Genomic DNA, 13053 nt, shown 5'->3' with positions numbered 1-13053 from the left:
TCTGTCAGACGCATACTGCAGTTACACATTATTTACAGAGCACAAAGGAGAGTTTTTATGAAGCAAATTATTTTAACCGGCGACCGTCCAACCGGTCGTCTTCATGTGGGTCATTATGTCGGATCCCTGAAAGAAAGAGTAAAATTACAGAACTCCGGCAACTATGACGAAATCTATATTATGATCGCCGATGCGCAGGCATTGACCGATAACGCAGAACACCCGGAGAAAGTTCGTCAGAACATCATGCAGGTAGCACTCGATTATCTTGCCTGTGGTCTGGATCCGGAGAAATCCACGATTTTCATCCAGTCCATGATCCCGGAACTGACTGAGCTGACTTTCTACTATATGAATCTGGTTACCGTATCCCGTGTACAGCGTAACCCTACTGTAAAAGCTGAGATCCAGATGAGAAACTTCGAAGCCAGCATCCCGGTTGGATTCTTCTGTTATCCGATCAGCCAGGCCGCTGACATCACCGCTTTCCGTGCCACAAGTGTACCGGTAGGTGAAGACCAGATGCCGATGATCGAACAGTGTAAAGAAATCGTACACAAGTTCAACAGCGTATATGGCGAGACCCTGACTGAGCCAAAGATCGTCCTGCCAAGCAACCAGGCCTGCCTGCGTCTGCCGGGTATCGACGGTAAGGCAAAAATGAGCAAATCCCTTGGCAACTGCATCTACCTGTCCGACGAATCGGAAGATATCAGAACAAAGATCATGTCCATGTTCACTGATCCGAACCACATCCGTGTGCAGGATCCCGGAAAAGTGGAAGGCAACCCGGTATTCATCTATCTGGACGCATTCTGTCGCCCGGAACACTTTGAAGAATTCCTGCCGGACTACAACAACCTGGATGAACTGAAAGCCCACTATCAGCGCGGTGGCCTGGGCGATGTAAAAGTAAAGAAATTCCTGAATAACGTTATTCAGTCCGAACTTGAGCCGATCCGTAACCGCCGTAAAATGTGGGAGAAAAACCTGCCGGACGTATACGACATCCTGAAAAAAGGCAGCGCCGCAGCCAGAGAAACCGCCGCCAAAACATTGGACGATGTTCGTCACTCCATGCGCATCGACTACTTCACAGATGACAATCTGCTGAAATAAAGGGAAGCAGATCAGCACTTTTGCTGACCGCAATATATAAAGAATGTGCCTTGGCACATTCTCGCGCCTGCGGCGGTCGCTTGCGACATCTACCTTATACGCGCAGTGCGCATCCTCGCGGAGCGTTTTTTGCTTTACAGGAAAGCAATTTCCTGTAAAGCAAAAAAGATACGATATCATATCGTAAGAAAACCAATGATATGATATCGTATCTTTTTTTGTTATTTTTATTCTCCGGTAGCTTCCCGGTAGGCTTCGCTTCCCACCTCACTCCAGGATGTTTTTTCCCCTGAGATTACTTCCCCGGTTGTCTTATTCACTGCATAGAATCCGAGCAGCTGGGTATCTTTTCCTGTTTCCACCCTCTCATAGACAAACAACTCGCATTCTCCATTCTTTGATGTCCGGTCATAGACCAGGCGATTGTCCCAGCTGTTGCCATTCTCTTCACCGCTTTCAAAAATGGCATAAAAGTTTCCTTTTGCATTACAACTTGCAGTCACCTGGGAGACATCTCCGTCATCTGCTATCTCACCATGTTCTTTCATGTATGTATAGACTGCCCGCGCCTGAGACATCAGCGGATCTTCTGTTTTGGTATCTGCTCCGCTCTCTGTGGTTCCATCTATATTTGTATCTGTCGTATTCTCTCCGGTCGTCTGATCTTCTTCGGTTCCGCTATCATTCTGTATTTCCCCATCGGATATCTGTTCTGTCGAATCGTCTTCCAGTGTTTCCTCGGAGATTCCATATTCGATAATCTCATCCAGTGTCAGCGTTCGGCGGAAAAACAGTCCGGTAGCTTTGTTATAATAATACTCCGGCGGATCCAGCCAGTTTTCATGCTTCATCTCGATCACACCATTCGGCTGTACCTCTACCTCCGCATCACTTCCAAAAATCTGAGCCACCTGCATCAGGCTATTTCCCAAAAAGAGACAGATCCAGAGAATCACCAAAAAGATCTTCTGCACAGTCTTTGCACCCTTTCCTTTTTCCATCTGTTTTCCGATCAGCCGGAACAGTTTGACCAGCCAGTACAGCGTGAGCACTGTCCATCCAAAGAAAAGAACGAAAAAGGAGACATACACAACCCAGTCTCTGTAATGATACCGCCATGACAGTAACCCATTGACACTGTAATAGACTCCGGTATACAAAATCAGAATCGCAGCCAGCATCGTAACCACCGGCCAGGAAGCTTTCTGCTCCTCCCAGTCACTCACAGCAAGCACCAGTTTGTCCGGATTGCTCTCTGGTAAAAACAGGCTTTCGATTTCCTCCTGTGATAACTGCTGCGGTTTTTGTGGGATTGCATAACAACTGGTCAGCGCTTCCTGCCAGCTCTCCTGTGCATCCAGATATAGCGCTGCTGCCTGGTAAAAATAAAAACTGCGAAGCTGCGCTACATTCAATTTTTCCCTTTTCACCAGCTCCAGTGCCTGCAGTGCCATCTGCGGATGGTGCAGTTCGATCTGCTGCCTTGCCATCTGAAGCAGGGTAATGGAGCGAAGTTTTTCCTTCTTTTTATATAAGGTACGGTACATGGCATAATTATAATCATGCCGCTCCTGCACTTCCCGTTTTCTCATCCGTACGACATCGATCCGATTGCGTGCAACCAGTAACAGTGCCAGAAACACTGCCACAGAACAAAACAGCAGAACGATGGCTTTTAACATATCATTCGTATAATCGTCTCTTTTCAATGTCAGATACAGCAGGATATAGGTAAGAATCGCTGCCAGGACGACCAGGCTACGGTAGATCCGCTGCCTCCGAAGCCGCCACAACCCCAGCCGGTATCCACGGGTTGGCGGTGTGGACGGGTTGGAAAGGTCATAATAATTCATTGCGTATTCACCTCACACTATGATAATAGCTTTTATTTTTTTCTCATCTCGTTTATTTTAGCTTTCCTGTATCAGATACGCAAGACTATACGAATCGTTTACCCACAGAATTCAGGTGTTTCCAGGTCAAGATACGCGATTTCTTCATCGGAAAGTTGTAACAGCAGTGCTTCCCGGTTCGCTTTCATCCTGTCTGCTTTTGACATACTCGCGATTGCGAAAATATTCAACGGATGGGAAAATATCCAGTTCATGGCAATCTGTGCTACCGTCACACCGTGTTTTTCTGCGATGATTTCACAGCGTCGGAGGCGTTCAAAATTATCCGAACACGCATAGCCTGTCATTGCAAAAGAATCCAGATAGTCACTGGCATGATCCGCATACTCGCTTTTCATCCTGCCGGAGAAAAAGCCTCTGCCCAAAGATGCATACGCGATCACCGGCATCTGATTTTTTTCATACCATGCTCTGGCCTCTTGATTTTCCGGTCCGGAAATGTTGACGCATCCACCTCCCCACGGATCTTCCACCTGTCGGGCCAGACAGAAGTTCGGGCTGGAAACGGAAAACGGGATCAGGTTATGTTTGTAGGCATATTCATTAGCCTCCTCGATCCTTGTATGCATCCAGTTCGATGCACCAAACGCGCCGATGCTTCCTTCTTCATGCATGGCATTAAACGTCTCCACAGCTACCGCCACATCGATATCCGGATCATCCCTGTGAAGTATATAGATATCAATATAATCGGTTTTCAACTCTTCCAGTGACTTCTTCAGGTCTTTTCGCATCTCTTTTTCATTCACCCGTTTGTTCCACATGGCATCCGGATGGCCGCATTTGCTGAGAATGACTACCTCCTCCCGTCTGCCACTCTTTTCCAGCCAGTTGCCAAAAGAATGCTCCGCCTCCATATATACCCTTGCCGTATCAAAAGCATTGATTCCATTGGCCAGAGCCGCCTCAAAAAAATCCGTTCCATCTGCCCCGTCCTGGATCGGTGAAAATGCAGTTCCTGCAAAAATTCGGGATACCTTTTTGTCTACATAAGGAATCGAAGCGTATAAATTCTCCTTGTTTTTCATGTCTGTTCTTCCTTTCCCCAAATATAAAGTAACAGGTCAGAACTTTTTCTGCCCGTTTTTAATATCACCAGTTTACCATCTGCGGAACTCAGATTCCATAGACAAAACCCTGTTTTTTACCAAAGTCATATCTTCCTCTGATTTTCTTTATACCGCCAGTACAGAATCCATACATAATGTAAGTGCATATTCATATGCATTGCCGCCCCAGTTTCTCTCATCGTATCCATCAACCTCGGCAAGACTGTCCGCCGTATATAATATCATTCCCCAGATCACATTCCTGAATGCCGCACAGGCGGCAAGTGCTGAACATTCCATTTCTACTACTGAGCATCCCTCTGCCTTCCTGTATGCAACCTTTTCTTTTGTTTCACGAAAAAATCCATCGGTTGACCAGGTAAATACTTCCTGATATTTCATCCCGTGTTCCAGTATCGTCTTTTCGATCGCTTTTCTTGCCCTTTTATTAATTTCCATAAATCTCGAAGGCGCAGCATAATGGTATGAGGTTCCTTCATCACGCAAAGCTTTCTCCGGTATCAGAAACGTTCCTTCTGCGAACTCCTCCAACGCTCCACAACTGCCTGCAGAAATAATTTCATGCACCCCATATCCAATCAGCCAGTCCAGAATCTGCGTGGCAGCTGCCGCACCCACCGGTGCCTGACAAAGCACAATTTTTTCACCTTTATATGTTGTTATATAAACAGGATATTCTTTGGTCGCACTGATAAAATACGATACAATCTGTGCTCCGGTCTTCTCCGCATATTCATCAATGTATTCGCCAAGAAAGGCAAATACACATTTTTTCGGAAGAATCAGATTCAGGTTCTCATGCACTGGGCTGATCACTGCCGTTTGTTCTGTATCAAACTCCAATATTGGTATTTCATTTTTTATAATGCTCATATGATTTCTCCTTTTCCCCGTTATTTTCGAAACAGCTTTGTGCTAAGATAACATCACTAAAATCTGAAAAGCATCTGCCGGAACTGTAATTTTGGTTATTTTAACAAAGTTTTATCTGTTTTGCAAGACATCTTGATCTGCTCATCATTTGCTTTCCTGTTCTTGACGAATATCCTGCAAAACCTTATAATTATCTCAATAAAGTAAGGAGGTGCAGCGCTGTATGAATGATGCCTTACCAATCGAAGATTTAAGCAAAACTTATCTTGAACACTCTATGGTTATCAATAATTTTGTTATCAAAATCGGCAGCCAGATTAAAGACAGCCTGTGTCGTGTTTTTGGTGACGGTGTACAATATGAATGGCGTGAGAATGATGATAAGATAATCGTTCCTGATGTCTCCATCATCTGCAACCTGCGAGATCGTAAAAATATTTCTTTTACCGGTATTCCCCGTTTCGTAATGGAAGTTTTATCCAATGCCACGGAAGACTATGACCGACATGAGAAAATGGATATTTACTGTAAGGTGGGGGTCTCTGAATACTGGATCGTTGACTGGAGAAAAAAATCTGTGGAAATTTATCTTTTTGATTTTAGAGAAGATGGTACCGGGTATCCCTATCTTTACAAAACCGTCACCGCTCAGAATAAAGACGATCTGCAACTGGTGATGTTTCCGAATCTTAAGATAACTTTTGATGAATTATTTGATCTTGGAGAATATTAATATATAGAAAAGCAGCCGGAACTGCATGTTGCCTTGTTCTTGCTGCTTTTCACTTTCAGCTTTTTAAATTTTTATTTATCATACAGAAACTCTTCTGAAAGGGTAACGTTAAAATTTTTAGCCAGATGTCTGAAATTATCAGGTGTGATTGTCTGCAGTTTATCAGGTCTCATTGACAGCATTTTTACCAGAATCTCTGCTGACTTTTCTGCTGTATGCATGAGGCCGAATGTGAGATCAAAATCCTCTCCGGCAGCAAACATTCCATGATGTGCCCAGATGGCAAGGTCATATCTTATTTTCCACGTTATCATTTTTTGTCTTTTCTGTTTTCTTTTCGATATTTGTGCGGTATCATTCCATATCGTTTCTTAAATTGCCTGAAAAACATCACCCTTATGAAGCACTAATTCCTTTCCCTCTATGCAATGCGTAATGCTGCCCTGTGCCACATACATAATCTCTACATAATGCTGACCCCTTTTAAGCAGCAGTTCCCTGTCTATTTCCTCTATCTTTTCCTTCACATACAATTGTCTTTCAATGTCACCCTGACCATCCAGATATTTCTGTTCTTCTTCAGATACCTCCATCAGTTCATCTAACAGCTTCTGTTTCATGTAACATCCTCTTCATACGCTTTAATAACTGTAATCTGCTGAAATGCATTCTCACATTTTTTCTCATTCTCCTGTGCAAGCCTGGAATCTATACAATGATCACTGTAGAAATTAATCACATCCCATACTTTTCAATTATTCATCCTGCTGCATACTGCTCAATGCCGCCCCTGTTGCCGCTTCTTCTTCACATTCTGCCAATGCCAGTTTCGCGCCAAACATTTCTTCTACAATTTCACAGAGAACCGGATTCTTTCGCAATCCGTTTCCGGATCCGATCATGCGTTTTATTTGCATTCCGGTTCCGTTCTGAATCGTCTGATACATCTGATAGAGTTCCCTGCTCATTCCCTCGAGAGTCCCGTAAACAAACGCTGCCGGTGTGAAATTGTCCACACTGAGATTGGTAATACTTCCGGTTTGCTCCGGATGTACTCTGGTTCCGTCAAATGTTGTTTCTATCTGAAGTTTTTGCCTGTTTTCCCTTCCGGTGCAGGATGCTTTCCCGTCTCCTGCCAGTTTCTCCAGGGTTTTGTACAGAGGTTTCTCCTGTCCGGTTGCCTCTTTCACAAATTCTCTGAAGAATTTTTCCAGCAGTGCATACGCTTTTCCTCCGCACAGAGAAGCTCCTGCAAGCAGGTAAGTACCATGTAAGAAAGGTCTTGCTTCGATTCCCTCCGCTGTAAAATACTGATCTGAGAGTACTGAGATCTGTCCGCCGGTTCCCATATTTACCAGCAATGTATTATTCTCATTTCCCGCTGCTCCGAGAAAACTTGCCTGATTATCGCCGATCGCGGTGGTCACGATTCGCTCTCTGTAACTTCCCAGTGCTTCGATTCCGGTGCAGACTTGCGGAAGCCACTGTTCTTCCACACCCATTTTGTAAAGTTCTTCTGTCATAAAAACATTTTTCGATACGTCAAAAAAGCCAAAACTTGCAGCATTGCCTGCATGTACCAGTGCTTTTTTTCTCCCGGTCAGCCGCATCCCGAAGTAATCCATAATTGTACAGAAGCTCACTGCCGTATCCGGGATCAGATGATGTCTCAAATTATAAATATGCGTGACTATTCCATAGCCGGAAGCCACCTGCACGTTACATGTCTGCTGAATCTCTTCTGTCAGGGAACCGTTATTCTCCTCACAGAGACTTCCTCTCGCATCCTGCCAGGTATACAACGGACTGACACAGGTTCCTTCTTTGTCGATATAGACGATCCCATGCATCTGCCCGGTAAGTCCGATTTTTTCCACTTCCGGATATTCGTCCAGAAAATCATCCAGCATCTGTCTGCTCTTCTTTACAATCTTTTCTGCATCCTGGATCCTTTCCCAGTCCTTTGTCGTTGTAAGAAAGCTCCCGTTTTCAATTGTTTTTGCTTTAAGAATCCGGGGTTTTTGTGTTCCGTTTTTTTCCAGAACCACACCGCTTATGGTTGTTGTTCCGATATCTATTCCTACTGTTTGCATAAATCTTCCTCTCTATCTTTTAGTACAAATGAGTTTTCTTCTCCACAAGCTTATCTCCCTCATATCTTAATTTCAGCGAGAAAAATCTTTCTTCCCCGGAAAGAAGCATATCCAGAAACACTCTGTCGCCCTCCCAGGTCGGAAGTTCTGGCACAACTGTTTTATCTACCCAGCAAAGTTCTCCCTCATCGCATTCGATCAGTTCCCCTGTGTATCCATCCGCTGTGAACACGCACATCAGTTCCGCTTCGCAGGTATCGCTGATAAATGTCACCACACCACGGAACCGATACGAGGTAAGTGTAAGCCCGGTCTCTTCCTTCACCTCACGCACCAGACATTCCTCCGGGCTTTCCTGATATTCCACATGACCGCCGACACCGATCCATTTTCCCTCGTTGATATCATTCTTCTTTTTTACTCTGTGAAGCATCAGGTATTTGCCTTCGTTTTCTATGTAACATAACGTTGTCGTTGTCATTTTCTCATTCTCCCGTATTTTTCCATTCCATATTTTAAAGTATACTAATCTTTCTTTGCAAGTTCTTCCAGCACCCACGCGAAGGCCCGGGCGGTCCGCATATCCGGTTCTTTAAAATGGCCGCCGTGATTCCATTCCAGCGTACACGGTATCTCTTCTTCTTTCAGCCAGGTAAACGTCTCTCTGATGCAGTTTCCCACCTGCGCCATCACCGGATTCCTTGTTTTTTCTTCTTTATCGCCAAGACTCAGGTAAATACAGTCACTTCCTACCCGCCGGCTCTTCATATCTTCCAGGAATCCCGGAAACCAGACCGAGGGAGATGTTGCTGCGACACCTTTGAAGCGATCTGTCTGCATGGCTGCCCACAGGGCAAATAATCCTGCCATCGAATATCCACCGATACAGTATTTGCGGTCGTTGTCCGTACACAATTGCAATACTTCTTCCAGTGTATTTTCCGCACCGTCTCCAAAATCTTCCGTTCCAAATACAGCCGGGGCATTCCATGGTGAAAGATCGTGATTCCAGTTTTCCACTTTTACTGCCACAAACGCAAACTCCTGATCCGTCAGTCTGTGGATCTCCCGGATCTCGTTTTCTATTCCCGGCAGATCATGATCTCCCACCATCTGAAGCAAAGTGATCGGTGAATGACTGTTCCCATAATTATATGTAATCATTGCTCTTCCCACACCTCATTTTCCTGTCTTTCGTATTGTTTTCATTATACAGTTTTCGTTTCCGGTTCTCAATGCAAAATATTATGAACTTTTTCTTTTTTCTTGAATCTTACAACAAATAGTGGTATCATACATCGTTGGCGCTTTTTTGCGCTGCGAAGCCAAACATATCATACAGATTGGAGGACCTATGACAAAAGAAAATACTTCTGCCCCTGCAGCAGAAAATAAAATGGGAACTATGCCCATCGGTAAACTTTTATTTAATATGTCGTTACCGATGATGATTTCCATGCTCGTGCAGGCACTTTACAACATCGTTGACAGTATCTTCGTGGCGAAGCTTTCCGAGAATGCCCTTACTGCTGTTTCTCTTGCCTTTCCTTTACAGACATTACTGATTGCTGTTGCAACCGGTACCGGTGTCGGTATGAATGCTCTGCTCTCCAGATCACTGGGGGAACATAAGTTTAAAGAAGCCAATAAGATCGGTGTCAATGCAGCTTTTCTGTATTTTTTAAGTTATCTTGTATTTTTGATTCTGGGATTTACCGTTGTAAAACCATTTTATGCCAGCCAGATCAAAGGTGCGGATGCTGAGATCATGGAGATGGGCATCGAATATCTTCGTACCGTTATGATTTTCTCTTTCGGTTTACTTGCACAGATTTACTTTGAACGCCTTCTAACCTCCACCGGAAAAACACTTTTCAGCATGACTTCCCAGTTATGCGGAGCTCTTACCAATATCATTCTGGATCCGATCATGATCTTCGGTCTGCTGGGATGTCCGGCCATGGGCGTTACCGGTGCCGCTGTGGCAACCGTCATCGGCCAGTGTGTCGCTGCTGTTGTTGCGTTTACCTGCAATCACAAGTTTAACACAGAGATTAAGATCCGTTTTCAGGGATTCCGTCCGGATATCAAAATCATCGGAACGATCTATGCGATCGGTGTTCCTTCGATCATCATGCAGTCTATCGGCTCTGTGATGACGTACTCCATGAACCGGATCCTGATTGCTTTCTCATCCACAGCAACCGCTGTGTTCGGTGTATATTTCAAGCTTCAGAGTTTCTTCTTCATGCCGGTGTTCGGTCTGAACAATGGTATCACGCCGATCATTGCCTTCAACTACGGGGCTCAGAACAGAAAACGTATGATCAAAACGATCAAACTCAGCCTGATCACTGCTTTCTGTCTGACCTTTGTCGGATTCTTATCTTTTGAGCTGATTCCACAGGTTCTTCTTGGAATGTTCAATGCTTCCGAAGATATGCTCGCCATCGGTATATCTGCACTGCGTATCATCGGGGTTCATTATCTGATCGCCTGGTTCTGTATCATCTGCGGAACAGTATTTCAGGCTCTCGGAAAAGCAGTATACAGCATGATCGTATCGATCCTTCGTCAGCTCGTGGTTCTGATCCCGGTAGCCTACCTTCTTTCCCGGATCGGAGGACTGCATGTGGTATGGTGGTGCTTCCCGATTGCAGAGGTTGCATCTCTTGTTGTTTCACTGACTTTCCTGTTCAGTGTCAACCGACAGATTATTTCTAAAATACCGGATGGAAGTGACATTCTGTAAAATACATGCATTTACTATACTTGTAAAAAACATCCCCTTTCACAAAAATTTTTCTTTCGTGAAAGGGGATATTTTTATCCTATCCGGATACTATATTGAAGAATTTGCGCAAATGCTCAAGGCTTGTTTTGAAACAGCATAAATCCATTGGTGTCAGGCACCTTTACACCGGAAACCTTCTGCAAAGAACGTAATGGATGCTTTAGATAAGGCAATTGAGATCACTGCGGATTGTCCGTACAGAAGAACTTTTCATTCTGATCAAGGGTGGGCTTACCAAATGAAAGCATATTCTCATAGACTAAAAGAAGAACGTATATTTCAAAGTATGTCAAGAAAGGGAAACTGCCTGGATAACTCTGTAATGGAAAACTTCTTTGGACTGCTCAAGCAAGAAATTTACTATGGTGTTGTTTACTATAGCTACGAGGAATTAAAATCTAAGATAGAACGTTTTATAAAATACTACAATGAAAAACGAATAAAAGAGAAGTTAAGATGGATGAGCCCTGTTCAATACAGGCTTCATATCCTAGCTACATAAAGAAAAACGAGACGACCGAAATCGTCTCGCAAAAGTCTAACTTTTTGGGGTCACCTCATTTTCCGGAGAAGGAAGCGCGTTTTATTAAGTTTAAATCAGCCGATAACGCTTTCGAGATACTCGCGGCTTGCTTTGATGCTTGCGAGAGGCGAAAGAGGAGTGTTGTACTCTTCTTCGGTCTGACGGGCGCAGCAGTCAAGTTCAACAATAATGTAAGGAGCATAGTCAAGCTCAGTTACAGTTTTAACGATTTCGGGGATATCCATGATACCGGTGCCAACGGTGCAGATATCGGTCGGATTTGTACGGCCGAAAATCTTTTCGCAGTAGTTCTCTCTGGTCAGATCGGTAACACCCTCAATCAGGTTGATCGGATCAGCAGATTTACCCATATCTTTCTGATGGATCAGTTTTGCACGGGAACCGAGCTTTTTAATCAGTTCAACAGCCTTCTGTCCGCCGCGGGTTGCCCAGAAAGTATCGACTTCGAAGAAAACCAGTTCGGGATCGGTCAGTTCAACCAGCCATTCATAAGCGGTTTTGCCTTCAACCTGATAAAATTCCTGACAGTGGTTGTGATAATAGAAAGCCATGCTGTGTGCTTTTGCCAGAGCAGCCATTTCATTGCAGGCTGCGGCAACTGTTTTGATCTCTTCCATTGTGGTCATGATACCCATCGGCAGGATAATAGCTTCCGAATGCATCTTGACGTTGTCTTCTACAATCTTAACCATATCTTCATGGGTAGAGGTAAAAGGATCAAAATGTACGTGGCTTGCAATAGCAGTCAGACCAAGCTCTTTTACTTTATTGCCGATTTCTTCGGGGCTGTTGCCGGGAACATCTACATACTCAACATACTTATAGCCTGCTTTTGCAACATTCTCCAGAGTTTTGAGGTAGTCATTTGCCAACTCGGTCATAACCGAGAAAAGCTGTACGCCAACTTTCAGTTTCATAATAAATCGTCCTTTCTTTTGGTATAAAACCATGTTGTTTTTTATTGTACCAAGTCGCTAGCGCGACGTCTAGCCCTAAGTACATCAAACCACTACTTTTTTTTAGAGAAAAACCAAAGAAAGTACTTTATTTCCTATTGATTTTCACCATTTCCGGAACATCCGTGTTTCTCTTCACCACAGTGATGCTCGCCACAGGAGTGACCATGTTCGTGTGTGGTACAGTGTACTTCCGGATTATAGTCAAGGTTTCCTTTCAAATAAGCCTCTATCGCTTTATCTGCATTTCCTTTTACGCCTCCATATAACCGGATTCCTGCCTCTTTCAGTGCTGTCTGTTCTCCAACCTTTCTTTGAATGATTATTTTTCTGACGGATTCTTCGGATCTTTTACAGAGTCTGTTACAGCAAAATACATTCTTTCCATCACATAACTGATAGTCGCCCCCTGAAATATGTAACTTTTTTCCATTTACCACACTGTCTGCCAGTTTATAACGTGCGGATTCATAGATCTCAGTCACTGTTGTCCTTGAGATTCCCATTCGCTCTGCACACTGTTCATGTGTATATTTTTCCAGGTCAACCAGTCGAATCACTTCGTATTCATCTACGGTCATAGTAATCTCTTCTCCCACAGAGATTCCTTCCGGTTTAAAACTGTCATATGCAGGTTCTGTACAGATTTTTCTGCATCTTCTTGGTCGCGCCATAATTTCTCCTTTTTTATTTCCGTCATATGTCGATAATTATCATAATCCTGTTTTCGTATAGAATCAACTAACTAAGAAATTTATTAGTTACTTTGTTTATTTTCTTTACAGGTTTTGTTCAAACAGTTTATACTCTGTTGTTTTTCTCATGATGCTCTGTTATTGACCTCTTAAAATAGCGTAATAATGATTAGCTTGCGTGTCTCTGGATTGTTCTGTATACTGTCATCAGTTTACAGAAAGAAAAAAGTCTCAGAGCACCTTCCCTGGAAAGTCGTGTACTC

The 13053-nt window shown here is 43.9% G+C and carries 12 protein-coding genes and 2 pseudogenes; 4 read left to right on the top strand and 10 right to left on the bottom strand.

What is annotated here, in order from left to right; all coding sequences use genetic code 11:
* Window positions 1-57: 57 nt before the first annotated feature.
* A complete protein-coding gene (gene trpS, locus FYJ57_RS09145; RefSeq protein ID WP_022173084.1) occupies window positions 58-1119 on the top strand; it encodes a tryptophan--tRNA ligase in 1062 nt (353 codons plus the stop codon).
* Between the two features lie 227 nt (window positions 1120-1346).
* Here trpS and FYJ57_RS09140 read toward each other — a convergent pair whose 3' ends face one another.
* From FYJ57_RS09140 to FYJ57_RS09130, 3 genes are all read right to left on the bottom strand, one after another.
* The gene (locus FYJ57_RS09140; protein WP_154432424.1) at window positions 1347-2972 is read right to left on the bottom strand and encodes a hypothetical protein; all 1626 of its coding nucleotides are present in this window, start codon (window positions 2970-2972) and stop codon (window positions 1347-1349) included.
* A 98-nt stretch (window positions 2973-3070) separates the two neighbouring features.
* A complete protein-coding gene (locus tag FYJ57_RS09135; protein WP_154432423.1) occupies window positions 3071-4060 on the bottom strand; it encodes an aldo/keto reductase in 990 nt (329 codons plus the stop codon).
* A gap of 147 nt (window positions 4061-4207) precedes the next feature.
* Window positions 4208-4975: a nucleoside phosphorylase gene (locus FYJ57_RS09130; protein WP_154432422.1), complete on the bottom strand. Its 768-nt coding sequence runs from the start codon at window positions 4973-4975 to the stop codon at window positions 4208-4210.
* A gap of 223 nt (window positions 4976-5198) precedes the next feature.
* On the opposite strand from FYJ57_RS09130, the gene FYJ57_RS09125 reads away from it, so the two are divergent.
* The gene (locus tag FYJ57_RS09125; protein ID WP_154432421.1) at window positions 5199-5708 is read left to right on the top strand and encodes a Uma2 family endonuclease; all 510 of its coding nucleotides are present in this window, start codon (window positions 5199-5201) and stop codon (window positions 5706-5708) included.
* Window positions 5709-5779: 71 nt separating this feature from the next.
* On the opposite strand, the pseudogene FYJ57_RS09120 reads toward FYJ57_RS09125, so the two are convergent.
* From FYJ57_RS09120 to FYJ57_RS09100, 5 genes and pseudogenes are all read right to left on the bottom strand, one after another.
* Window positions 5780-6004, bottom strand: a pseudogene (locus FYJ57_RS09120) (rhamnulose-1-phosphate aldolase); the annotation flags it as partial.
* A 75-nt stretch (window positions 6005-6079) separates the two neighbouring features.
* Entirely contained in the window at window positions 6080-6328 is a 249-nt protein-coding gene (locus FYJ57_RS09115; protein WP_022173088.1) for a cupin domain-containing protein, read from the bottom strand.
* Window positions 6329-6463: 135 nt separating this feature from the next.
* Window positions 6464-7801, bottom strand: a complete 1338-nt coding sequence (locus tag FYJ57_RS09110) for a sedoheptulokinase (RefSeq protein WP_154432420.1) — start codon at window positions 7799-7801, stop codon at window positions 6464-6466.
* Window positions 7802-7820: 19 nt separating this feature from the next.
* Window positions 7821-8282 carry an NUDIX hydrolase gene (locus FYJ57_RS09105; protein ID WP_022173090.1) on the bottom strand — a complete coding sequence of 154 codons (462 nt, stop codon included), beginning with the start codon at window positions 8280-8282 and terminating at the stop codon, window positions 7821-7823.
* 44 nt (window positions 8283-8326) lie between these two features.
* Window positions 8327-8977: an alpha/beta hydrolase gene (locus FYJ57_RS09100; protein ID WP_328597457.1), complete on the bottom strand. Its 651-nt coding sequence runs from the start codon at window positions 8975-8977 to the stop codon at window positions 8327-8329.
* Between the two features lie 178 nt (window positions 8978-9155).
* Between FYJ57_RS09100 and FYJ57_RS09095 the strand changes: the two genes are divergently transcribed.
* Window positions 9156-10553, top strand: coding sequence for an MATE family efflux transporter (locus tag FYJ57_RS09095; RefSeq protein ID WP_154432419.1), 1398 nt, complete (start codon window positions 9156-9158; stop codon window positions 10551-10553).
* 163 nt (window positions 10554-10716) lie between these two features.
* Window positions 10717-11097 (top strand): annotated as a pseudogene (locus FYJ57_RS09090) (transposase); the annotation flags it as partial.
* Window positions 11098-11192: 95 nt separating this feature from the next.
* Here the strand turns inward: FYJ57_RS09090 and FYJ57_RS09085 are convergent.
* Window positions 11193-12056, bottom strand: a complete 864-nt coding sequence (locus FYJ57_RS09085; RefSeq protein WP_205839945.1) for a sugar phosphate isomerase/epimerase family protein — start codon at window positions 12054-12056, stop codon at window positions 11193-11195.
* A 134-nt stretch (window positions 12057-12190) separates the two neighbouring features.
* Window positions 12191-12769, bottom strand: coding sequence for a DUF134 domain-containing protein (locus tag FYJ57_RS09080; RefSeq protein WP_154432417.1), 579 nt, complete (start codon window positions 12767-12769; stop codon window positions 12191-12193).
* Window positions 12770-13053 lie beyond the last annotated feature (284 nt).

Origin of the sequence: Oliverpabstia intestinalis (assembly GCF_009696065.1) — a bacterium.
Lineage (GTDB): Bacteria > Bacillota > Clostridia > Lachnospirales > Lachnospiraceae > Oliverpabstia > Oliverpabstia intestinalis.
The sequence above is the reverse complement of the archived record's forward strand: the minus strand, read 5'-3'. Positions and strand labels throughout refer to the sequence as shown.

What these genes read in the sequence shown, in the direction of transcription:
- trpS (WP_022173084.1), top strand. Translation starts at nt 58, where the DNA reads ATGAAGCAAATTATTTTAACCGGCGACCGTCCAACCGGTCGTCTTCAT.
- FYJ57_RS09140 (WP_154432424.1), bottom strand. Translation starts at nt 2,972, where the DNA reads ATGAATTATTATGACCTTTCCAACCCGTCCACACCGCCAACCCGTGGA.
- FYJ57_RS09135 (WP_154432423.1), bottom strand. Translation starts at nt 4,060, where the DNA reads ATGAAAAACAAGGAGAATTTATACGCTTCGATTCCTTATGTAGACAAA.
- FYJ57_RS09130 (WP_154432422.1), bottom strand. Translation starts at nt 4,975, where the DNA reads ATGAGCATTATAAAAAATGAAATACCAATATTGGAGTTTGATACAGAA.
- FYJ57_RS09125 (WP_154432421.1), top strand. Translation starts at nt 5,199, where the DNA reads ATGAATGATGCCTTACCAATCGAAGATTTAAGCAAAACTTATCTTGAA.
- FYJ57_RS09115 (WP_022173088.1), bottom strand. Translation starts at nt 6,328, where the DNA reads ATGAAACAGAAGCTGTTAGATGAACTGATGGAGGTATCTGAAGAAGAA.
- FYJ57_RS09110 (WP_154432420.1), bottom strand. Translation starts at nt 7,801, where the DNA reads ATGCAAACAGTAGGAATAGATATCGGAACAACAACCATAAGCGGTGTG.
- FYJ57_RS09105 (WP_022173090.1), bottom strand. Translation starts at nt 8,282, where the DNA reads ATGACAACGACAACGTTATGTTACATAGAAAACGAAGGCAAATACCTG.
- FYJ57_RS09095 (WP_154432419.1), top strand. Translation starts at nt 9,156, where the DNA reads ATGACAAAAGAAAATACTTCTGCCCCTGCAGCAGAAAATAAAATGGGA.
- FYJ57_RS09085 (WP_205839945.1), bottom strand. Translation starts at nt 12,056, where the DNA reads ATGAAACTGAAAGTTGGCGTACAGCTTTTCTCGGTTATGACCGAGTTG.
- FYJ57_RS09080 (WP_154432417.1), bottom strand. Translation starts at nt 12,769, where the DNA reads ATGGCGCGACCAAGAAGATGCAGAAAAATCTGTACAGAACCTGCATAT.